The sequence below is a fragment of the Lysinibacillus sp. FW301-JW8 genome (genome assembly GCF_058788755.1).
In genome coordinates, this window is the sequence record NZ_JBYTBB010000001.1 from 67,979 (window position 1) to 90,889 (window position 22,911).

17 protein-coding genes and 1 pseudogene are annotated in these 22,911 nt (G+C 38.5%); 2 read left to right on the forward strand and 16 right to left on the reverse strand.

Annotated elements, in window-relative coordinates:
- Positions 1-368 precede the first annotated feature (368 nt).
- From AC3WOM_RS00335 to AC3WOM_RS00355, 5 genes and pseudogenes are all read right to left on the reverse strand, one after another.
- Positions 369-1,631 (reverse strand): annotated as a pseudogene (locus tag AC3WOM_RS00335) (UvrD-helicase domain-containing protein); the annotation flags it as partial.
- 1 nt (position 1,632) lies between these two features.
- Positions 1,633-5,142 (reverse strand): helicase-exonuclease AddAB subunit AddB, encoded by a 3,510-nt coding sequence (gene addB, locus AC3WOM_RS00340; protein WP_492444226.1) that lies wholly within the window; start codon positions 5,140-5,142, stop codon positions 1,633-1,635.
- 58 nt (positions 5,143-5,200) lie between these two features.
- On the reverse strand, positions 5,201-5,509 hold the full coding sequence (locus AC3WOM_RS00345) for a hypothetical protein (RefSeq protein WP_492444228.1): 309 nt from the start codon (positions 5,507-5,509) through the stop codon (positions 5,201-5,203).
- Positions 5,510-5,811: 302 nt separating this feature from the next.
- Positions 5,812-6,435 (reverse strand): TVP38/TMEM64 family protein, encoded by a 624-nt coding sequence (locus AC3WOM_RS00350; RefSeq protein WP_427538641.1) that lies wholly within the window; start codon positions 6,433-6,435, stop codon positions 5,812-5,814.
- A gap of 11 nt (positions 6,436-6,446) precedes the next feature.
- Positions 6,447-6,998, reverse strand: coding sequence for a helix-turn-helix domain-containing protein (locus AC3WOM_RS00355; protein ID WP_492444230.1), 552 nt, complete (start codon positions 6,996-6,998; stop codon positions 6,447-6,449).
- Between the two features lie 124 nt (positions 6,999-7,122).
- Between AC3WOM_RS00355 and AC3WOM_RS00360 the strand changes: the two genes are divergently transcribed.
- Entirely contained in the window at positions 7,123-7,854 is a 732-nt protein-coding gene (locus AC3WOM_RS00360; protein ID WP_427538647.1) for an AzlC family ABC transporter permease, read from the forward strand.
- Positions 7,851-8,177 (forward strand): AzlD domain-containing protein, encoded by a 327-nt coding sequence (locus AC3WOM_RS00365; RefSeq protein WP_427538650.1) that lies wholly within the window; start codon positions 7,851-7,853, stop codon positions 8,175-8,177. The genes AC3WOM_RS00360 and AC3WOM_RS00365 overlap by 4 nt, the downstream gene beginning before the upstream one ends.
- 55 nt (positions 8,178-8,232) lie before the next feature.
- Here AC3WOM_RS00365 and AC3WOM_RS00370 read toward each other — a convergent pair whose 3' ends face one another.
- From AC3WOM_RS00370 to uvrB, 11 genes are all read right to left on the reverse strand, one after another.
- Positions 8,233-8,469, reverse strand: coding sequence for a DUF2198 family protein (locus AC3WOM_RS00370; protein ID WP_427538653.1), 237 nt, complete (start codon positions 8,467-8,469; stop codon positions 8,233-8,235).
- Positions 8,469-9,650 carry a PDZ domain-containing protein gene (locus AC3WOM_RS00375; protein WP_492444234.1) on the reverse strand — a complete coding sequence of 394 codons (1,182 nt, stop codon included), beginning with the start codon at positions 9,648-9,650 and terminating at the stop codon, positions 8,469-8,471. Before AC3WOM_RS00375 ends, AC3WOM_RS00370 begins: the two co-directional genes overlap by 1 nt.
- 142 nt (positions 9,651-9,792) lie before the next feature.
- Positions 9,793-11,244, reverse strand: coding sequence for a S41 family peptidase (locus AC3WOM_RS00380; protein WP_492444236.1), 1,452 nt, complete (start codon positions 11,242-11,244; stop codon positions 9,793-9,795).
- 307 nt (positions 11,245-11,551) lie between these two features.
- Positions 11,552-12,142, reverse strand: coding sequence for a redoxin domain-containing protein (locus AC3WOM_RS00385; protein ID WP_492444237.1), 591 nt, complete (start codon positions 12,140-12,142; stop codon positions 11,552-11,554).
- Positions 12,143-12,168: 26 nt separating this feature from the next.
- Positions 12,169-12,807, reverse strand: a complete 639-nt coding sequence (locus tag AC3WOM_RS00390; RefSeq protein ID WP_492444238.1) for a hypothetical protein — start codon at positions 12,805-12,807, stop codon at positions 12,169-12,171.
- 260 nt (positions 12,808-13,067) lie between these two features.
- Positions 13,068-14,369, reverse strand: a complete 1,302-nt coding sequence (locus AC3WOM_RS00395; RefSeq protein WP_492444240.1) for a murein hydrolase activator EnvC family protein — start codon at positions 14,367-14,369, stop codon at positions 13,068-13,070.
- Positions 14,370-14,451: 82 nt separating this feature from the next.
- Positions 14,452-15,336: a permease-like cell division protein FtsX gene (gene ftsX / locus AC3WOM_RS00400; RefSeq protein WP_427538670.1), complete on the reverse strand. Its 885-nt coding sequence runs from the start codon at positions 15,334-15,336 to the stop codon at positions 14,452-14,454.
- Positions 15,326-16,012: a cell division ATP-binding protein FtsE gene (gene ftsE, locus AC3WOM_RS00405; protein WP_427538673.1), complete on the reverse strand. Its 687-nt coding sequence runs from the start codon at positions 16,010-16,012 to the stop codon at positions 15,326-15,328. Before ftsE ends, ftsX begins: the two co-directional genes overlap by 11 nt.
- Positions 16,013-16,272: 260 nt before the next feature.
- Complete coding sequence (locus tag AC3WOM_RS00410) at positions 16,273-17,460, reverse strand: DUF4097 family beta strand repeat-containing protein (protein ID WP_427538676.1); 1,188 nt, start codon at positions 17,458-17,460, stop codon at positions 16,273-16,275.
- Positions 17,461-17,860: 400 nt separating this feature from the next.
- Entirely contained in the window at positions 17,861-20,725 is a 2,865-nt protein-coding gene (gene uvrA / locus AC3WOM_RS00415) for an excinuclease ABC subunit UvrA (protein ID WP_492444242.1), read from the reverse strand.
- 7 nt (positions 20,726-20,732) lie between these two features.
- Positions 20,733-22,712 (reverse strand): excinuclease ABC subunit UvrB, encoded by a 1,980-nt coding sequence (gene uvrB / locus AC3WOM_RS00420; RefSeq protein ID WP_427538682.1) that lies wholly within the window; start codon positions 22,710-22,712, stop codon positions 20,733-20,735.
- Between the last annotated feature and the right edge of the window lie 199 nt (positions 22,713-22,911).

The following is a 22,911-nucleotide window of genomic DNA, read 5'->3' on the forward strand; positions in this document are numbered from 1 at the left end:
AATCTTACTCCACCTCACTAACCCAACAATAAGTTGGTGTACCCTTTCGAATACCTATACCTCTAGAGCCGTACATTCGGAATTTCGTCAGTAGGAAGTGTTGTTCCCTACATTCTAACCATGAGTATTTTTATAGAACCCCAGTCTATCTACCACACAAAGTGCCTCCACTCCGCTTTCCTGTAATTAGGGTGATATTCAACTGACTTCACCGAGCTTATAACACCTTCATAATTGCCTATGCTGATGCTATTCGGAGGATTAGGTCGAGCCTTTCAGAGCGTTACCTCATCATTCGACTCATCTGATTTCTTAGTTCTCCTAGCAAATATGCTAGTGGCTAATCTTTTCAATTAGCAACGTGTCGCACTATCCTGATATTCATCCACAAGTACTTCTTTAAAGCGCTTTTTTAGATCCAATGCAACTGGTGATGGCTGTAAATCTCCACTTACTTCCTCTGTTAAAATTCGAAGTGCAAAATGCTCTAAATCTGAGAAATCTATAATTCCACGCTCTAATTTTGCTAGACGAAACTGTTCACTAAACAAATTTGTCAGTCCAACTAATGTGCCAATTGTTGGAGCCATTAGACGAATTTCCTCTAGCAGGCGGGCAGGCGTTCTAACAAAATAGGTTTCTTTTATTTTATTAACAATTTTTTTAGCAGTTTCTCGCTTTTTCTTTGCAAGCTCCTGTAACTCCACATCTACTAAAGCATCCTTGGACACTCGCTTTAACGTTGACCATTTAACAGTGGCAAAATACTCAAAGAGCTCCTCCCATTTTCCCTCACGGCTAATACGAATTCCTTCCTGAATCATCGCAAAATCAATTTCTGCCGTTTCAGCATAGGCAGCTGGTCCTGTTGGCTGTAATGTTATTGCTCGCAATTCAGAAATTAACACGAATGCTTCTTCAAGACTATGCTTTACAGTTAATTTCACATATTTCGACAACTCTAAATCATCAATGGTCACATCCTCCGCTAACTCATATGTTTTAGGAAGACTATCCAACCATTTTTTCGGCTCTGCATGAACACGAGATGTATCATAAAGCTTGCTAATTAACGTTTCGATGGCTTGATCATCACGATCCGATGTAAAACTATCAACTAAACGAAAGATTGCTTGAACTTGTACCTCATCCTCAGAATCGTAAGCAGCTTCAAGTACATCTGCTAAAATATCATCCCTTAACAAGGCAACCTCTGCCTCATTAGCAATACGAAAGCCTGGATCGATGTCTAATAGATAGGCATACTGTTTTACAATGGCTAGGCAGAACGAATGTAATGTTGAAATTTGCGCTTTATTAACTAGGCTTAGCTGACGTCTTAAATGATTGGAAGTAGGGTTTTCTGCAATTGCTTTTTCAAGCGCCTCAGCCATTCGATGACGCATCTCTGCTGCAGAGGCATTAGTAAAGGTTACAACTAGCAGCTCATCTACGTTAATTGGATTCTCTATGGCTATGACCTTTTCAATCATACGGTTAATTAGTACAGCTGTTTTCCCAGAACCCGCAGCTGCAGACACAAGTGTATCCTGGCCACTTGCATAGATAGCCTTCCATTGGTCGTCAGTCCATGTAACATTCGTTGGTTTTTCAGGTATTGCTTGTACCAAGTTACTTCATCTCCTTCCGTATTTTTTCAACGATTTCATTTGGCTTTTCTTGCATTAATTGTCGATAACTTTGCTTGCCATCAGTGGGATCAAACTGACAAACAGCAGAAAATTGACAATAATCACAGGCTGTTTTTGATTTTAATTTATACGGACTAATAGAAGTATCTCCAGATAAAATACCATTGCCAGCCTCTTGATGCTTTCGACGCACAAAATGCTGCAAATTTTTCATATCGTTAACAGGTACTATTCTTGACTGAGATTCGGAAGGTGTACCATCTTTTTTCATATACACAGGAATGATTTTCGAATGCCCACTTGATTCTTCCAATTGCTCATCCATCGATAATATTGCCTCTGCATTCTCTGATAGTAGTCCCTTCATCTTATATTGCTTTAAACGATCCTCTTCAATTTCACTATCACTTAAATCCTTGTCAAGCTTTAGCATTGGATTATGAACATGTACATATAGTACCCCTGCCGGCTCTGTTTCGCCCGGTAGCCAATAAGAGCTATTTTCCATTGCCACATCTAAATAAGTAAGGACCTGTAAAGAAAGTCCATAGTAGACTTCATTTAAATCTAAATCACGAGCTGAAGATTTATAATCTACGATACGTAAATAAGAGCGATCATCAATAGACGCGCTATCCACTCGATCAATACGACCTCGCATAAACATTTTCTTTCCACCAGTTAAATTGATTTCAAGAGGCGGGAGCTGTTCATGTTGGTCTGGTCCAAACGATGCCTCAATAGCAATTGGCTTAAAGTGGGAAACATTGGCATGCTGGGTCAATGCCGTCATTGTCCGTTCAACAATACGGATAAGCTTACGTTGAATATAACGATAGCGCGCACTGGATAGTAAGATTTGATGAGAAAAGACTGGCACAATTTGCTCCACAGCTTGTCGTGCCAATTGTTTAATTTGCTGTTTTGTTAAACGTACCCATGACAGCTGTTGGCGATGCGTTTCCTCTGTAATCCATTTCAGTGCTTCATGGAATAAGTCACCCATTGCAAAGGTTTCTAATCTATATTCTGCACGTTCTTCTAAACGGAGACCATATGTTGTAAAATGCGAAAACGGACATCTAAAATATTTCTCAATCCGAGAAACACTGGATGTTAGTTTCTGACCGTATAACTCCTGCGTAATATATGTTTCAAGTGGTTGTGCTTCATTTTTATGTGTAATAGGTTGGAGGACCCGTTCAAAAATCAGTGCCCAATAAGGATCCTGTTCATAAAATTTTTGTAATGCCAGCCATTCTGGCGCAAGTTCACGGCTATGCTCAGCTTGGCGTAGCTGCATCATAAGATGAGCTAGAGCTGTACGTGGATGGCGTAAATATGGTAGTGGATTATCTTCTAATAATTCAATTGGATCCATCACAACCCGCTCAACAGCTACTCCACTTAATAGACCTGACGTATTTTCATTACCTATTATTTTCTTTATATAAAGTGATGATAATAACGCTTTTCCTTCTTCATCTGCTGTAGGATATGACAGGTACAATTTATCAGACGGCGTCGTTAAAGCTCGATATACTAAGAAATTTTCTTGAAGTAAACGATTTTTAGATGTCGGTGCAAGCTCGTACCCAATTTGGTTAAACCATTCCCGTTCAACATCTGATAATAATCCCTCATACTCCATTCGTGTTGGATAGACTCCATCATTGATTCCTAAAACGAAAGCGACTTTTATATTTGATAATCGAGCTAAATCAACCGTTGCTACCATAACTTCATCTAAGGTAGGTGGAATGCGGGAAAATTCTAAAGTATCAAAGCCCTCATCTAGAATCTTTGCTGCTTCCTCTACAGTCATTTGCTGTTCCCCAAACATATACACAAACTGATCGAGCACAGCGATCCATTCTTTCCATGCTTGATCATGCTCGCTAGCTGCTAAGGCATCACCTCGATCCAGTTCATGGTCTTTCATAGCTTGCAACTTATCAAAGACCTTTAATTCCTCAATCATCTCAAATAATGCAGTCGCTACATCTCTACCTGTTGTCGCGAAATCTAGCTTGTCTTGTAACGATTTTAGTGGTTGTCGAATTTCATCTCTAATAGCTTCGATTTCCGCTTGCATAGCCCGTTCCTCATCTGTTTGCACCTTTGAATGGAATTCAAGACCACGATATTTTTTGAAAAACCATCGAGATTCCTCAAACCAACGCTCACCATATATACCCTGTGCTAAGCAATAGTTCTCTAAACGATCTGCACGCTCACGCCAAACATTTTGCTCAGCGTGTAATGGGAAAAATAAATCCGTTTTGACACTACGGAAAATTGGCTCATACTTCCAATTTGAAGTGATCACTTCTAAAACAGAACGACTAAGCTCTATTAATGGGTGATGGAGCATAGTCTTTTTGGAATTTGTAAAAATAGGAATTTCATATTGCTGAAAAATTGTTGAAATAAGTGGATCATAAACATCTGCTTGTCTATAAAGAAGTACAATATCTTGATAACGATATCCATCCTCCTTTGTCAGCTTTGTTATTTCCCGGGCAATGGCATGAATCTCAGCACGTCGATTGGATGCTTCAAATACCTTAACATCACCAGAAGTTTCTATTGATTGGGGTAACATATTCGAAAATTTTTCTTCCACATGCTGTAAATCTTTTGTTTGAAAACGATACGTATTGTAAAAATGTAATGGTGCATCAACATCAATGCCCTCTTCATTTGCAATATCGTGTAAACGTTGATTTGTTAACGCACCTTCATGAAATAAAGACTGCTCATCATAAGCTTCATCCATATGATCAAAGGGCAGAACAACTGTAACTTGTTTCGTTACCTTTAATAGCTCTTTGACTAACTCCAACTCTCGCACAGTAAAAGCTGTAAATCCATCTATATAAATAGTTGCTTGCTTCATCGTCTCTGAGTCTTTCAAATGCTCAGTTAAGATTGGATAATAGCCCTCACTATCGACATATGTTGTCCCAAGTCGAGTTTCCAAAGCTTGTAAAACTACTTGTAAGTCATTGGTTTTAGCTTGTAATGTATGTGGAGCATCAATGACTTTTAATGATGCTGTTACTTCTGCAAGCACTGAGCTATTGACACTATAGCGACTAAACTCGCGTAAGAGTGTCTCAATTTCCTCCGTAAAGCCTCTTTTTCCAGCAGCTTGGCGAAATAATGAAAATTCATCTTTTTGTTCCTCTAACAGTTTACGAATAAGCATTCGATAGCCATAACCATTTACTTCTTTTCGTGCAATACCACCAGTTTCCTGTAATACAAGCCATGCTAATCGTTTAAATGTCATAACCTGTGCACGAATTAAGCCTTGTAAGCCATGCTTATTCGTTAATTCATACTCTGTTGAATAAGACATTTGGTCAGGTACAATCACAAAAATCGGATGACCTAATGGCTCTGATTTTAATTGCTCAACAATCTCTTGATGGATAAATGTTGATTTACCAGTTCCTGATCGTCCTGAAACAATACGTAATGTCATATACGGTTCCCCTCCTGTATCTATAATTTTTTATTGATAAACCTGTATTTTGAACGTTTCATGTCAGATAAGCATGAGCGTTTTCAGCTTGGATCGGAGCACTTTTCTCTTCAACCCGATCACTTCTCACATGGATCGGAGCGCTTTTCTCTTCGACCTGAGCACTTTCCACTTGGATCGGAGCGCTTTTCTCTTCGACCCGAGCACTTCTCACATGAATCGGAGCGCTTTCCTCTTCAACCCGAGCAATTCTCACATGGATCGGAGCACTTTTCTCTTCGACCCGAGCACTTCTCACATGGATCGGGGCACTTTTCTCTTCGACCCGAGCAACTTCCACATGGATCAGAGCACTTTCCTCTTCCACCTGAACACTTCTCACATGAATCGGAGCGCTTTTCTCTTCAACCCGAGCACTTCTCACATGGATCGGAGCGCTTTTCTCTTCGACCCGAGCACTTCTCACATGGATCGGAGCAGATTTCTCTTCAACTCGAGCACTTCTCACATGGATCGGAGCACTTTTCCATTCTATCTGAGCACTTTCAGCTTGTACCAGAGCACTTTTCATTCTATCTGAGCATTAACTCTCTTTCCTAATAAGATAAAAACCCCTTCTCTCATTTTACATGATACAAGGGGCTAGATGTGTATATTCAACTTCCATACTTAATGATGTTTCGTCAATTTTCGCGCTTGCTTTAGATCTCTCTCCACACGTGCGTTTAATCGCTTCTCTATAAGCTTGCCGATCCACCAAAGTAAGACAATGGCAATTGCTGCAATAATTAGTCTTACAGGGCTTGTCAGTAACGATTTTAAATCATAGCCAAGCACGCTCATTCCTAAAATCATGACAAACTTACCTGCTAACAACACCACTAAATAAAATTTTTTATGAATATGGGAGAGCCCGGCTACTATGTTGACAATTACAGAAGGTGTAAATGGAAAACAAAGTAACACAAACAGTGGGCTAATACCATTCATATCTACCCATTTAATTAGCTTCTTGACCTTACTACTCCCTGTGACAAATCGCAGCTTCGGGTGCTTGCCAAAATGTCGAACTAGTAAAAACACTGCATATGACCCAGCTACAGAGCCTAGCCATGATAGCAAGAAACCAAACCATAATCCAAAAGCGCTGGCATTGGCCACAACGAAGACAACCAAAGGTAAAAACGGTAAAAATGCTTCTATAAAAGGTAATAGCAATCCAATGACTGGACCAAGCGTTCGATATTGTGCTGCTACATGTTCAATATTTTCTACAGTAAACCATTCATTCAAAATCGACACCTCTATTTATACTGCAAAATTAAATGTAAAATCGTTAATGCTTCCGAAGTATTTTTATATTCATGGGGCTGATGACCTGAGAATACCAATGTATCCCCTTCCTTAATCAATTCATGCATATCGCCAGCAGAAATAACAGCTTGTCCTTGTATAACAATTACAGTTTCTTCTACCCCTTCCGTATGTGCTTCACTCCTACTAAAGGCACCTGGCTCCATTTCGATCTTGTAAAACTCCCAGCCACGCTCCGGATTATAAGGAATAATCGAATATACGCGATAGCGCCCCTCATCTTCATCTACATGTGGTGCATCATCACTGCTATATTTCATGAAATGAGCTGTTGGTGGCTGTAATAAAGAGGAAAAAGAAATGCGCATCCCTGCAGCAATTTTCCAAATGGTTGATACAGTTGGATTCGCTTCTCCCTTTTCAATCTGTGCAAGTTGCGCCTTACTTACACCTGTAGCTTTAGAAACATCATCTAAGCTTAAATGGCGCTGCTGTCGTATTTTTTTTAATTGAAATGCTAAATTTCGACTCATCTGTTCCATTATTATTCACCATTTTCTATTGTTTATTTTATCAGACATATGTATACTTTAATAAACATCAAGAACTATCAAACTATTCCATCATTAGTATACATGGAAATTTTTCAGAAGGGATGACCTATTTATGACAAGTACAACAGAGCTTCGAAATGAAGCAACTAACTCATCAAATGACAGCTTTATACAAGGCGTAAAAGATTGTATCCCCACACTACTCGGTTATATTAGTATAGGACTTGCTTTCGGTGTTGTAGGTTCCGCTTCTGGCTTATCAGTACTCGAAATTGCACTTTTAACTATTTTGATTTATGCAGGCTCTGCACAATTTATCTTTTGTGCACTCCTTTTAACAAATAGCCCTGCTTCTGCTATCATTGTAACCATTTTTGTCGTAAATTTACGTCATTTATTAATGAGTTTAACAATAGCTCCACATTTTACGCGCTATTCCATGCTTAGAAATGTTGGTTTTGGTACATTGCTAACAGATGAAACTTTTGGTGTAGCTGTAACAAAGCAAATGCAAACAGGAAAATTGCATGGAAAATGGATGGATGGGTTAAACATCACTGCCTATTTGTTCTGGATTCTCTCCTGTGTTGCTGGCGCATTTTTAGGCCAATGGGTGGCAAATCCGGAGAAATGGGGTTTAGATTTTGCCTTAATAGCTATGTTTGTTGCCTTGCTTGTCCTTCAGCTTAGCAGTGTTAGGAAAAATAAAATTATGCATTATCTCATGTTAATTGGCTATATGATTGTCATCATGTACGGTCTTTCTTATCTTGTCCCTTCACATGTGGCTGTTCTTCTTGCAACAGTTATAGTAGCGACAATTGGGGTGGTGACAGATAAATGACAACAACTGCTTATATGGTATGGCTAATCATTGGCTGCGCACTTGTAACTTGGTTACCACGTGTTATTCCATTTATTTTTGTTCGCAATGTAAAGCTCCCAGAAGTTGTCCTAAAATGGCTAAGTTTTATTCCAGTTTGCATTTTGAGTGCTCTTGTTATTGAAAATTTATTGGATACTGACAGTGGGAAATTTGTTACCCTCGATTGGCCAGTATTTCTTACATTTGTACCTACTTTAATCATTGCACTTCTTACAAAAAGCTTATCTATTACAGTTGTAGCAGGCGTCATTATTATGGCAGCCGTACGATATTTCATGTAAAAAGGTCAGTCCAAAGCGATACATACTTTGGACTGACCTTTTATGGAATTAAGGTTTAAATGGATTCTTTTTTATGCTTCATTTTACTGGCTAACCAAAAACCCACTGTTAACGAAAATGCATCAATCACAAAGATAAGAGGTGGAGAAGTATACCCTGCATAGACAGATGCCGCAATAAGTGCAATCGCCAAAATCAAAGCAACATAGCGATTAAACGTAATTCTAGTAAACAATAATACAAGTAATGCAGGTACAAATAACGCTAACATCATTTTCCCGAAAACATCCATTAAATATCCCTCTGCTCAGCTAGCAATAAACCAATTCGGTAATGGTCATTGCTATAGATTACATGCTGTGTTAGGCGTATCTCGTTATTAAGGTCTAATACCTCTAAACGACAGTGTGCTGCGTTTAATTGCAATGCTTCATATAATTCAGCCTCAGTAAAAATGGGGCGTCCATTTACTTTACGAATACACTCTCCTACAAGCAGACCCATTTTTTCAGCAGGCGAATCCGGTAGTACTGCAGCAATAATAGCCCCTTTCGTACTTTGCGCAACTGCATAAATATCAGTTTTATCTTGAATCGCATAATAACAGGAAATAATGACACGAATCACTACACCTACTGCTAAGGTTATAAAACCGATTAATGGCTCAAAGTACGCTGCAAGTCCACCAATTAAAATAAGTTGTCCTAGTATAAGCACTGATTTCCCTATTTTAGGTAGCTTCAAAACTGGTAATTCTTTTCTTGCAAGCTTAGAAAATCCTATGACTATAGGAAATAGGACAAGTGCAAAATGATTGTCACCTAATGTGAATTGTGGCCAATAAGGCAATGCTAATGGAATAATATCTCCAGGCATTACAAAGAAAATTGGTAATATCCAAACATTTCTTGAACGATATACAATAGCCTGCATACCACGCTTCGTTTTTTCCACACAAGGCGTTGTTACCTTTATAGCTGTTCGACGAATTAACACACCCTCAGCAATTACACATAGACCTGCTAAAATAGTAATGGTTACGATAGAACCGTCTAATAAATTTACACCTTCCACTGAAATCTTCCACCATGAAAAAGTCCATTGGTAATGAAACATTCCCCATATCGCGAAAACAGCTAGCCCCATCGTATAAATAGGAGAAAGTGCGTTTATGAAAAACAGGATTAGTGCCAAAGTTGAAATAGCTATCAGTAATAATAAAAACTCTTTAGGTACTGTTAAACCTGCACCAACACTTAATAGTGAAATAATAAGGGCATAAAGCCAACCATGCTTCCATTGCCCAACTAGTTCTGTCCATCCCCAAATAATGCGTCTATTAAAAAATTTACGTTCCTGCTTTACGCGACGATACCCTAAAAAAATTGCAAAAATAATAGCAATATAAAGTAATGGGTTGAGTAAAAAGCGGCCAATCGCTGTTACAATTTCTATTAATATATTACTAACCATACGAACACCCGCCGTTTCTGTCTTAAATACTATGAATTTATTGTATCAAACGACTACACACTTGCGTAGTACAAACTAAAGATATTGTCATTACTTAACTATATTCAGCGGATGTCATTTTTACAAATCAAATTTCTATTATCTACTGTTCTATATTGTGCAATAAAAAGCTTGTCGCCATTTGGAACTGTAGATCATTTTGACGATCCATTTTATACTGCTTCAATGTGTCATTTAGGCTATTAAAGAATGTAGAATCTAGATAAATATTTTCTTCTGCCTGCTTTAATTTTTTCTCATCACGGTACTGCATAACTGCCTCCTCTGTCTTTTCATCCAGATAACCGTCCAAGCGATCAATTTTATACCCTAGCTTTTTCAAAGCATTTTGCGTATACGAAATCTCCTCACTCATATCCCCAACCTTAAACTTGCCAGACAATGGATGCATTTGGAAGGCAAATAATTCATTTTGCTCGATCACTAAATTCGCTTCTATTCCTTGCCCATGAATCCATTCGCGCTTAGGTGTCAGCCATTTATTTGTAGACAGTTTTAGTTCTCCACCATTTGATAGAGCCCAGGATTCTTGTACAGTTCCTTTACCAAAGCTCTTCACTCCAACGATGGATGCACGCCCCCATCCTTTTAAAGCACCACTAAGAACCTCACTAGCCGATGCACTACCTGCATTTTGTAAAATTACAATCGGAATTTTGTACATCGTTTGTAAATATTTCTCGTCAAAGCTTTTTGCTTCTGTTTTTAATGGTTCCATAGCACCTTCAGCATTTTGCATATATGCAAACACTTTGCCATTTTCTAATACTGTGCTCAGTAGCGCTGCGACGCTATGTAAATAACCACCTGGATTATCCCGTACATCAATAACAAGTCCCTCAATGTCATTTCTCAGTAATTTACTCGTTTCAGCAACCCATTCATTTGCTGTTTTTTCTCCAAAGATAGAGATTTCCACATAGCCAATTGAAGTGTTTTCTACCTTGATTACTTCACTAGATACCGTTTTATTCGATATTGCAGCTCGTTCCATTGTCATTTTTATATGTTTATCTTCACTAGGACGATAAACAACAATGGTAACTTTCGTGCCCTTTTCCCCTTGGATTAATTGCATTAACTCACTCATCTTTTTCCCATCTACTCTAACTCCATCAACTTGTACAATTTCGTCGAGTGAGCGCATGCCAGCCTTCTCCGCTGGGGATGAACGAACAGGAGATACAACAATAAACTTTCCGTTATTCTCAGTTAACTCAATACCAATACCCACTCTTTCTTCAGCTAACATTTGTCGATGCTGCTTTGCCTCTTCCTTCGAATAATAGGTGCTATATGGGTCCTTTATTGCATCTGCCATACCACGCAGTGCTCCCTCCACCAACGATTCCTTTTTTGTATTGTATACAGATTTTTCCTCAATCAAGTTCATGGCTTCATTGATTGATTCAACCTCTGTGACGACTGGCTCTTTTTTATCCCCTGTCCCTAAATTAAACCAGTCAAAATAAAATCCACTACCTAGCAATAAGCTACTAGCCAGTACTCCGACACCAGCCATTATTTTGCGCAATTCTTCCCTCCTCCGTCTCTTTACTGTATGACTTTTAATTTTCAAACATACAAGATTACGATTCAAAATAATTTATTAAATGATAGATAGCGTTTTTCCAATGGTTTCCACCAATTACGTCCCAGTGTCATTCATCGGATTTTTTTGAGCCCGCTGTATAGGAAAATAACTTCATTCATCTCGCCACTTATAGAGATGCAAGTGTTCTGTTCCTGACGCTTCGCTTTCGGTACAGTAAAGATCTGCTAAATCAAGATAAAAAAACTGCTACGCTTCTAAATAGAAACGAGCAGATTTATTCGTGAATTTAGTCTAATGCATCCACATAAGTTTTTAACATATCAGCATCCATTGGGCCTCTTATAGCTCGTTGAATATAGCCTTTAGAATCAATAAAATATGTTGTAGGTATTGGTATTATTTGATAATCTGAGCCAACTGAATTCTCTGGGTCAAGAACAATGGGAAAGGTTAATTCAAAGCTATCTCTAAAGGTCATTACCGTATCAATTTTAGCGTCAGCCGTCACATCACGTTCAGCCGAGGTTAAATTGACAGCTACAATTTCTACATTATCGTCTTTGGCATATTGTTCATAATAGCTTTGCATATGTGGCATTTCAGCCCTACATGGTGGACACCAAGTTGCCCAAAAATTTAATACAACCTTTTTCCCACGAAGACTACTCAATGTTAGATCTTCTCCATCTAGACTTGTGAGTGTAAAATCTGGTGGTGTGTCTCCATTTTTCAAGCCAATATTTCGCTCCTCCATCTCCTTTCCTAGTGAAGCTGTTTCAATTTCTCGCTCCTTATCAATTTGCTGTCTAACATATGTACCAACCATCGCAACTACTAACAATACGACAATTAGTAGCCCAATATTTTTCTTCTTCATTATTAACCTCCAATGATCTTTGTTTTTTAACAGCAGTCTTTCGTTTCAGATTTTTTTACAAAACGCTGCAACCGTAAACCCATTATAAGAAATATAACGCTAATCCCTACAGCCGGTTGCCATAACCCAAGCGGCTGAAAAATAGCTACAATAATTAATCCACTTGTATAGATAAGCAATGCATAATTGATAGCAGATATTTTCCATAATATGAGGATTGTTAGTGCACTTAGCACAGTTAAAGTAATAATTTCGCTATTAGTCGGATTATCATTTAGTAATACGACTAGCCATTGATAAATCGATTGTGTTAAGATAATTGCCCAGCTATAGGCACTTGCTCCTGTTACATCAAACTGTATTTTTTGTTTCTTCCAAAGAAGCTGAAATGATACTACTATAACAGCTAAAAAGACACCTATTGTACCTCCATTGAAATAAAGCAATGCAAACGGTTGAGCCATCACAGTTTTAGTATCAGTGACAATGACACTAAACTTCCAAACAAGTATAAAGGTCAAAATGGCATCTCCATATACCCCAGACCATTTCTTTGGGAATTGCATTCGTAAAACTAGCCATACAATGATAAAAGCCATTAGAAGAGCAACAGCGGTTGCTGGCAATGTTAATGTCCGAATAGAGAACCATTCCGTATTAATCACCCAAAATCCTCCACAAAAAAAGATATTTTTAGCATAGCATATATTATTAATGTGAACCGTTATTTCACACTGTTTTCAGAAAATCTTCAGAAAGCATTTAGAAAATGCATTTTCATTATGCTCACATACCCCTGTAGGTATATGTAAATTGTAACATTAAATAACCGATTTGTATAATATCTAGCAAGCATTCATCCGCTTTATTTGAACATCAAAAAAGCTATACACTAGACTATGCTAATGTATAGCTTCACTATTTTTTATAGTGGAATGTATTTCAATGGATTGACACTACCAACTGCTTGTCCACGCCAAGCACCAATATGCACCTCAAAATGTAAATGTGGCCCTGTTACGCGACCAGTGCTACCCATCGTCGCAATTTGCTGACCTTGAGAGACCTCTGTACCCACACTTACATTGAAGGAATTTAAGTGTGCATATACTGTCGTATAAATTTGACCGTCGATAGAGTGTGTAATAATGACTACATTGCCATATGTGCTAAGTGGTGCCGCATAGGAGACAACACCATCAGCTGCTGCCCATATTGGTGTTCCCGTCTTATTGGCAAGATCCACACCATAGTGGAATTCTGGACCTGCACCAATATTACGCCAGCCATATGGTGATGTTAAACGACCATTTGTAGGTGTAATCCATGTACCATCAGATTGTGGTGCATTGACAGTAGATGAACCACCCCCATGATTACCTGCATTCGCTGCTGCAGCAGCAGCGGCTGCCTTGCGTTTTGCTTCCTGCTGACGAGCAATTTCCGCTAAACGATTTTGTTCATCAATAATTTTTTGTTGTAACTCTTCACTAATTTCAAGTGCTTCTGAATACTCTTTTTCTAGTAATACTTTTTCAGATTTGAGTTTTTCCTGCTCTTTTTCTAATTGATCTACTAATTTATTTTTCTCTGTCTTTTGTCCATCTAAGGATGCTTTTAAACGTTCAAGTTCAGCTTGTTTTTCTTCAAGCTTTTGGCGTTTATTTTCTAGCACCTTCTTTTGTTCCTCTAAAGTTTGCTTATCCTCTTTCTGATCACGGATAATTTGACGATCCGCATCCATTAAAGCATTTACAGCAGAGAATCGATCGATAAAATCTACGAAGCTATTAGAACCTAGCAGTACGTCTAAATAGCTAACAGAGCCACCTGCTTGGATTGCACGAGCACGGTCCTGCAACAATAAATCACGCTCTTCAATTTTGCGCAAAAGTTCTGCTATCGAATCCTCTAACGCTTTTATTTCTTCATTGGCAGTGTGCACTTCTGCAAGAACATTTTTGATATTACTATTGGTTTTGTCGATTTCAGCGTTCAACGTTTGAATTTGATCTAATAGTTTTTGTTGCTTGTCTTCATTTGCAGTGATTGCATTTGTCTTATTTTTAATGGATGAATTTAATTCATTTTTCTTTGTTTCGACTTGTTTTTTTTCATCTTTTAAATCCGATAAACTAGTTGCATACGCTGATGGAGTTTGGATAAAAAGAAATAGTGCAGATACTACCGCAAGTGTTTTCATTGAGTTTTTTGCCTTACTTTTCACCGACTGAACTCCCCTTCGACTATTTTTTTGTAATGTAGATTGATGTCGTTTGAGCTATAAAAGCAGCTTTACAAACATCTAGTTAAATTTTTAAAAACTTACGCACTGACATGAAACTTCCCCAAATACCGATTAGTACACCTATTAGTAATAGTAGACCGCTTACTTGGTACACTAGAGGTGAAAAATCAAGTACTTGCACTAGTTCTCCCTTTAATCGAGGCGCTATAATTTTATATACATTGTGATAAAGGGTTGCGACAACCGCAATCGGAATAATAGAGCCTAAAATTCCGAGCCACATTCCTTCCAGTAAAAATGGGATACGAACGAATGAATTCGTTGCACCTACTAGCTTCATAATTTCTATTTCATCACGACGTGCTATAATCGTAATACGAATCGTATTAGAAATTAAGAAAATAGCTGTAAATAATAATCCTAAGATCAGCACTAGTCCAACATTACGGCTAATATTTAAGAAGTTGAAAAGCTTTTCTACCTTGCCCTCTCCATACATAACATCATATGTATACTCAAATTTATCAATCTTCTTTGCAACAGTAGCTGTTTGCTGAGGATTTGAAGCTTTCACATAAACAACATTTCGTAAAGGATTGCTTTGCTCAAATAGTTTAAAATCGTCCCCAAAATCCTTTACTAATTTGGTTAACTCTTCTTCCTTTGTGGAATAGGTCATTTCAGCAATATCTGGCAATTTTTTAATTTTTTCTATTAGCGCCTTTTCAGCAGCCTCATCTGCCGTTTCATCAATCAATACTTTAATTTCAACATCATTCTCTAAATCAGATGCGACTTTATTTAAATTCATCATAATAAGCGCAAAAACGCCTACTAAAATTAATGTAACTGTTACTGCACTCACTGAGGCAATGGTCATCCAGCTATTACGGCCAAGCGACTTAATACTTTCTCTAAAATGACGTTTTACCGTATTAAATTTCATAACCGTAATCACCTCCGTGCTCATCACGGACAATCATGCCGCCTTCAATCGCTATCACTCGACGTCTAATCGTATTCACGATTTCACGGTTATGGGTTGCCATTACAATTGTCGTACCTCGCGCATTAATTTCCTCAAATAAATTCATAATCTCCCATGATGTTTCAGGATCAAGATTCCCAGTAGGCTCATCTGCAATCACAACCTTCGGAACATTGACAATTGAGCGTGCAATTGAAACACGTTGCTGCTCGCCCCCTGATAGTTCATTTGGAAACATTCTTGCCTTATGTTTTAGCCCGACAAGTTCCAATACTTCCATCACTCGACGGCGAATTTCTACTGGCTCTTCTTCAATTACCTCCAAAGCAAACGCAACGTTTTCATAAACATTTAATCGAGGTAGAAGCTTGAAATCTTGGAAAACAACACCAAGTTGACGACGTAAAAAAGGTACCTTCTTATTTTTCAAACTCGCTAAATCTATACCATTCACTGTGATTTCACCGGAAGTTGCCTTTTCTTCACGATACATTAATTTAATAAATGTTGATTTACCAGCACCACTTGGCCCAACAACATATACAAATTCTCCTTGCTTTATGTTAACGGAAATCCCATTTGTCGCAACAACGCCGTTTGGGTACTTCTTTGTCACATTCTTCATTTCTATCATATTTAAACCACCTAAATCTCTTACCTATGTAAGATGTATTCTCATACTATTATAGCACTCTATTCCTGTTTTTTTATTACAGTTTCATTTCATTCCGTGCCAGTTCCTACTATTTCGTTCTTTCATTACCATTGTTATCTCGTAATTATTATAAAACTCGACATCAAAGAAAACAGTAAATCGACCTTCAATTATCAGAAAATAGAACAAAAAAAAGCATTCAAGCCTACGTTTATGATGACTTGAATGCTTTTTTGAGCTTAAATCTGCTGCTCGTCAGTTGTTGTATAACGAACTAAAACCGAACCTGTTTTAGATTCTCCTTCGATAAAGAGACGATTCGCATTCTCTACTTCTTTATCAAATCGTACGACTTTTGATAAGAATTGATCCTGTGATTCAATCTTTGATGCATCTTGAATGCCTACATCTACTTTCCCAAAATTTGTGACAATTTTGCCGCTTAATGAAATGGTACGTGGTATATACAATTCAACCGAACCTGCAACTGTTTGTGCTTTGATTTTCGATGAGTTTGTAGAGCAAGTTGTTACAACTACATGTCCATTGACCGATTTTGCTTCAATCTCATCCAATGCCCCATCTAAATAGACACGACCATTTAATGTTTCAGCCTCTAAATCTTTACCACGAACATTTGTTAATTCAATCGATCCATTCGAAGAATCTACCTTAGCTTTCTCAAAATTAAACTTAGAGCCCTTAATGGCACCGTTTAATGTTTTCACTTTTAAATGTTCGAAGCCTATATCTTGTAAAGATACACTACCGTTCATTAAACGAACTGATAATTTTTCCAGCTGCTCCTTCGGTACAAGGACTTTAACATTCACTTGAACAAGCTTTAATTGACTTAAAATTCTTAACGAACCTTCATCTTCTTTTACTACGAATTGCTCTAAGAAATGGTTACGCGTTTCTTCTTCACTATCATTAATAAGTGGTGCCTTCACCTTACAAATGACTTGGAAGCTGTCCCCTTCAGTAGATTCCAAAGAAAAATTGCCATTTGGTAATTCAGCAATTACACTGTCCACATGCTCAGCTGTCACTTCTTCCGTATGCGTAAATTCTATTTTATCGCCAAACGGGGAAGAAACATCAAATTCCTTTACTTTTTTTACAGCTGTATTCATCATATCCATAAAGAGTGAGCCTATCTGCGTCAAATCTTTACGGAAATCCTGCATCTCATCTTGGAAATATTTCATAAAATCAGTATCTTTTTTCTGTTGTTCTTTAGTCTGTTCATTGAAAAGTGACTCTTTTTCTGTTGAGGATTGCTCCCCCTCTTTTGACACATCATTCATAACATTTTGAGTAGACTTGCTAGGTTGCTCCAATGCTTCTAATAATGTAATCGCCTCTTGCGCTGAAATTGTTCCTTTTTCCACAAGTTCTAAAATTCTTTGACGTTCATTTTGCATAAATAAAATAGCCTCCCTCAGTTCGTTATATTATTTATACGATTCATTTTGTGAAAAGTTTCACCATAGAAATGAAAAAATTGGGGATATATCTTATTTTAGGCTCATCACCATAACGTGTGGTTGATTTCCGTTCCGGCTGGGCGCTTTCCTGGAGGCGCCCAGCCTCCACTCCAATCAACTTATTCACATGACATACGTTTGAATAGAATGTCATCCAACTTTTAAAGTTTATCGATAAACTTTTACTTTTTATCACCCAACTTTTGAAGTTTATCGACTAACTTTCACGTTTTATCACCCAACTTTTAATTTTTATCGACATCCGCCTTCGCAGTATGCCCTTTATCTTAAAAAAGTTCGCAAATCTCCTTAGGAAATTTGCGAACTTTTTGGGACTTTATTGAGAAGCTTTGGCTAAAACAGCTTCCATACGTAGACGATCTCTTGTTAATATTGGCTTTAAATATTTACCTGTATACGAGCCACTGACTTCAGCGACTTCTTCTGGTGTACCTGTCGCCACAATCGTACCGCCTTTGTCTCCACCTTCAGGCCCTAGATCGATAATGTAGTCTGCTGTTTTGATGACATCTAAATTATGTTCGATGACTAGCACTGAATCGCCATTTTCTACAAGGCGCTGTAAAACAACAAGTAAACGTGCAATATCATGCGCATGTAAGCCCGTTGTCGGCTCGTCTAAAATGTAGAACGATTTTCCTGTAGAACGACGATGCAATTCAGAGGCTAATTTCACACGCTGTGCCTCACCGCCAGACAAGGTAGTAGCAGGCTGTCCTAATTTCATATAGCCTAATCCAACATCCACAATTGTTTGTAGCTTACGTTGGATCTTTGGAATATTTTCAAAGAATACTACTGCATTTTCAATGGTCATATCTAAAATATCTGCAATACTTTTATCTTTATACTTCACTTCCAATGTTTCACGATTGTAGCGTTTACCGTGACAGATCTCACAAGGTACGTAAACATCTGGTAGGAAATGCATTTCTATTTTAATAATCCCGTCACCGCGACATGCCTCACAGCGGCCACCTTTAACATTAAAGCTAAAACGTCCTTTTTTATAACCACGTACCTTTGCCTCATTTGTTGTAGCAAAAACATCACGAATATCATCAAAAACTCCTGTATAAGTTGCAGGGTTAGAACGAGGTGTACGACCGATTGGAGATTGGTCAATATCAATAACTTTTTCAAGCTCCTCCATCCCTGTCACTTCTTTATGCTCTCCAGGCTTAACCTTTGATCGATTTAGCTTTTGGGCCAATGATTTATATAAAATTTCGTTTATTAGCGTAGATTTTCCTGAGCCTGAAACCCCTGTCACTGCTACAAATAGACCAAGAGGTATATCAATTTTCACATTACGTAGATTATTTTCCTTGGCACCTTTAATGGATAGTTTCCGACCATTTGGCTGACGTCGCTCAATTGGCAAAGGAATGAACTTTTTGCCACTTAAGTATTGCCCTGTCAAAGATTTCTCATTACCCATGACTTCCTGTGGCGTTCCTGCCGCCACAATTTGACCTCCATGAACTCCCGCACCAGGCCCAACATCAATAAGGTAGTCTGCTGCTAGCATTGTGTCCTCATCATGTTCGACTACAATAAGCGTGTTACCAATATCACGCATGTTTTGCAATGTACTAATAAGACGATCATTGTCTCGTTGATGCAAGCCGATGGATGGTTCATCTAAAATATAGAGAACACCTGTTAAGCGCGAGCCAATTTGCGTTGCAAGGCGAATACGTTGAGCTTCTCCTCCTGAAAGTGTACCTGCTGCTCGGCTTAATGTTAAATAATCTAAACCGACGTTTACAAGAAAGCCGAGACGTTCTCCAATTTCACGTAAGACAAGTCGAGCAATTTTCATATCCTTTTCTGATAAATCCAGCTCTTTGAAAAATGCATCTGCCTCCTGAATGGAATACTGCGTCACTTCTCCAATATGCTGATCAGCAATTTTCACAGCTAATGTTTCTGGTTTTAAGCGATAGCCTTTACAAGAAGGACAAGCCTGCTGAGCCATATATTTCTCCATCTGCTCACGGACATAATCAGACGTTGTCTCTTTAAAGCGACGTTCCACATTGCGTACAACGCCCTCGAATTCAATCATTTGATCTCTGACATTACCAAACTCATTTTCATAATGAAAATGAATTTTATCTTTACCAGAACCGTATAAAAGTTTATCCATTTTTTCTTTTGGAATATCCTTTACAGGAACATCCATCGGTATTTCATAGTGATCACATACTGCCTTTAGTAGCTGTGGATAATATTGGGAGCTTGTTGGTTCCCACGGAGCTATAGCATTTCCTAATAATGTACGATCCCAATCTGGTACTACTAAATCTAAATCGACTTCTTGTGTTGAACCTAGTCCATCACAGCTTGGACAGGCACCAAAAGGACTATTAAATGAAAACATGCGTGGCTCTAGCTCCCCAATAGAAAATCCACATAATGGGCAGGCATGATGCTCACTAAATAATAGCTCCTCATGCTCCATGACATCGACAAGAACACGTCCATCTGCTAAGCGTAACGCTGTTTCTAAGGAATCACTAAGACGAGCTGCAATACCTTCCTTCATCACAACACGATCGACTACGACTTCAATGGAGTGCTTCTTGTTTTTATCAAGTTCAATGGCATCATCTAAATCTCGTAATTCGCCATCAATACGGACACGCACAAAGCCTTGCTTTTTTAAATCTTCCAATAGCTTTACATGTGTCCCTTTACGTCCAGATACCATTGGCGCGAGAAGCTGCATCTTTGTTCGTTCTGGATACGTTAATAAGCGATCGACCATTTGCTCAATCGTTTGGGAAGTAATTTCAATGCCATGATTTGGACAAATAGGCTTGCCAATACGTGCATACAGTAAACGTAAATAATCATAGATTTCTGTTACCGTACCCACTGTTGAACGCGGGTTACGGCTCGTTGTTTTTTGATCAATCGAAATAGCAGGGGATAAGCCCTCTATCGCATCAACATCAGGTTTGTCCATTTGACCGAGAAATTGACGAGCATAGGCAGAAAGAGACTCTACATAACGACGTTGCCCCTCAGCATAAATCGTATCAAATGCTAATGACGATTTCCCTGAGCCTGATAAACCTGTTAATACAACTAATTGATCTCGTGGAATTGTCACATTAATATTTTTTAAATTATGTGCTCGTGCGCCTTGCACGACGATTTCAGTATTTTTCACAAGTCATTCACCCTTCTGCCTTCAATTCAAATATTGTATCGCGAAGCTCAGCAGCACGCTCGAAATCCAGTGCTTTTGCCGCTTCCTTCATTTCTACTTCTAGTGAAGCTAATAATTGCTCCTTCTCCACCTTTGTCAGCTTTTTGCCTTTTGTTGCCTTTGTTACATAGGATTCCTCTTCCTCAGCAACCTGTGACGCACGTATCACATCAGGGATTTTCTTAACAATCGTTTTTGGTGTAATACCATGTTCTTCGTTATACGCCATTTGTAATAAACGACGACGTTTCGTTTCCTCAATGGCCTTTTTCATGGAATCCGTTCTATTGTCTGCATACATAATGACATGACCATTGGCATTACGTGCAGCACGTCCAATAGTTTGAATTAATGAGCGTTCCGAGCGTAAAAACCCTTCCTTGTCAGCATCTAGAATTGCCACAAGTGACACCTCAGGAATATCTAGCCCCTCTCTCAAAAGGTTAATGCCAATTAACACATCATAAGTCCCTTTACGAAGCTCACGAATAATTTCAATACGTTCGAGTGTTTTAATCTCAGAATGCAGATATTCCACCTTTAAGCCCATTTCTTTCAAATAAGCTGATAAATCCTCTGACATTTTTTTCGTCAACGTTGTAACGAGCACTCGTTCATCACGAGCAATACGCCCCTGAATCTCATCGATTAAATCATCAATTTGCCCTTCAATAGGACGTACGTCAATTTGTGGATCAAGCAGCCCAGTTGGACGAATAATTTGCTGCACCATTTCCGGCGTATGCTCAAGCTCATATGGACCAGGTGTTGCCGATACATAAATAGCCTGATGTATATGTTTCTCATATTCTTCAAAACGTAAAGGGCGGTTATCAAGAGCTGACGGTAAACGGAAACCATGGTCGACTAGTACACCTTTACGTGCCTGGTCACCATTGAACATTCCTCGAACTTGCGGCAGTGAAACGTGACTTTCATCAACTACCAGTAAAAAGTCATCAGGGAAATAATCAAGCAAAGTATAAGGAGTCGCTCCCGCTTCACGTAATGTTAAATGACGCGAATAGTTTTCAATCCCTGAGCAAAAGCCCATCTCACGCATCATTTCTAAATCATAGCGAGTGCGTTGCTCTAAACGCTGAGCCTCTAATAATTTATCCTCAGCACGTAAAAGAGCAAGTCGTTCCTCCAACTCTTTTTCAATATTTTCAATGGCTTTTCGCATTTTTTCTTCTCGTGTAACGAAGTGGGATGCTGGGAAAATAGCGACATGATCTCGATCTGATAAAATCTCACCTGTTAACGCATCTACTTCTCGAATGCGGTCTATTTCATCTCCGAAAAACTCTATGCGAATACAATGTTCATCTCGGGATGCTGGGAATATTTCCACCACATCCCCACGTACTCGGAACGTTCCGCGAGTAAAGCTGACATCATTGCGCTCATACTGAACATCTACCAGTTTTCGTAGCAGCTGATTACGTTCAATTTCCATTCCTGTACGAATTGATACAACCATTTCACGATATTCCTCTGGAGAACCTAAACCATAAATACAGGATACAGAAGCAATAATAATAACATCATCACGCTCAAATAATGCAGATGTGGCAGAGTGACGTAATTTATCGATTTCATCATTTATGCTTGAATCTTTTTCAATATAAGTATCTGTCTGTGGTACATAGGCCTCTGGCTGAAAGTAATCATAGTAGCTGACAAAGTATTCCACAGCATTATTCGGGAAAAACTCTTTAAATTCACTATACAATTGACCAGCTAGTGTTTTATTGTGTGCCATAATCAGTGTTGGTTTTTTGATCTGTTGGATAACGTTAGAGATGGTAAACGTTTTTCCTGTTCCTGTTGCACCAAGTAATGTTTGATGACGTTTACCTGCACGTACACCCTCCACTAATTCTGCAATTGCCTGTGGTTGATCCCCATTAGGCTGATATGGCGCTTGTAAATCAAATGCTTGCACACACGCCCCCGTCCTTTCCTTCCAATTTGTACATTTATTTTAGCATAGCAGCACTAAAATTTCGAACATTTAACGAACGAATGTTTGTAAATTGTTTTCTCTTTCGCTAATATGACGGTATAATTATTGATCATTCAAGTATATTGTGGAGCACCTTTCTACTCCTATAATAGCCGCTTCATCCAGTTTTCAAGCTCTT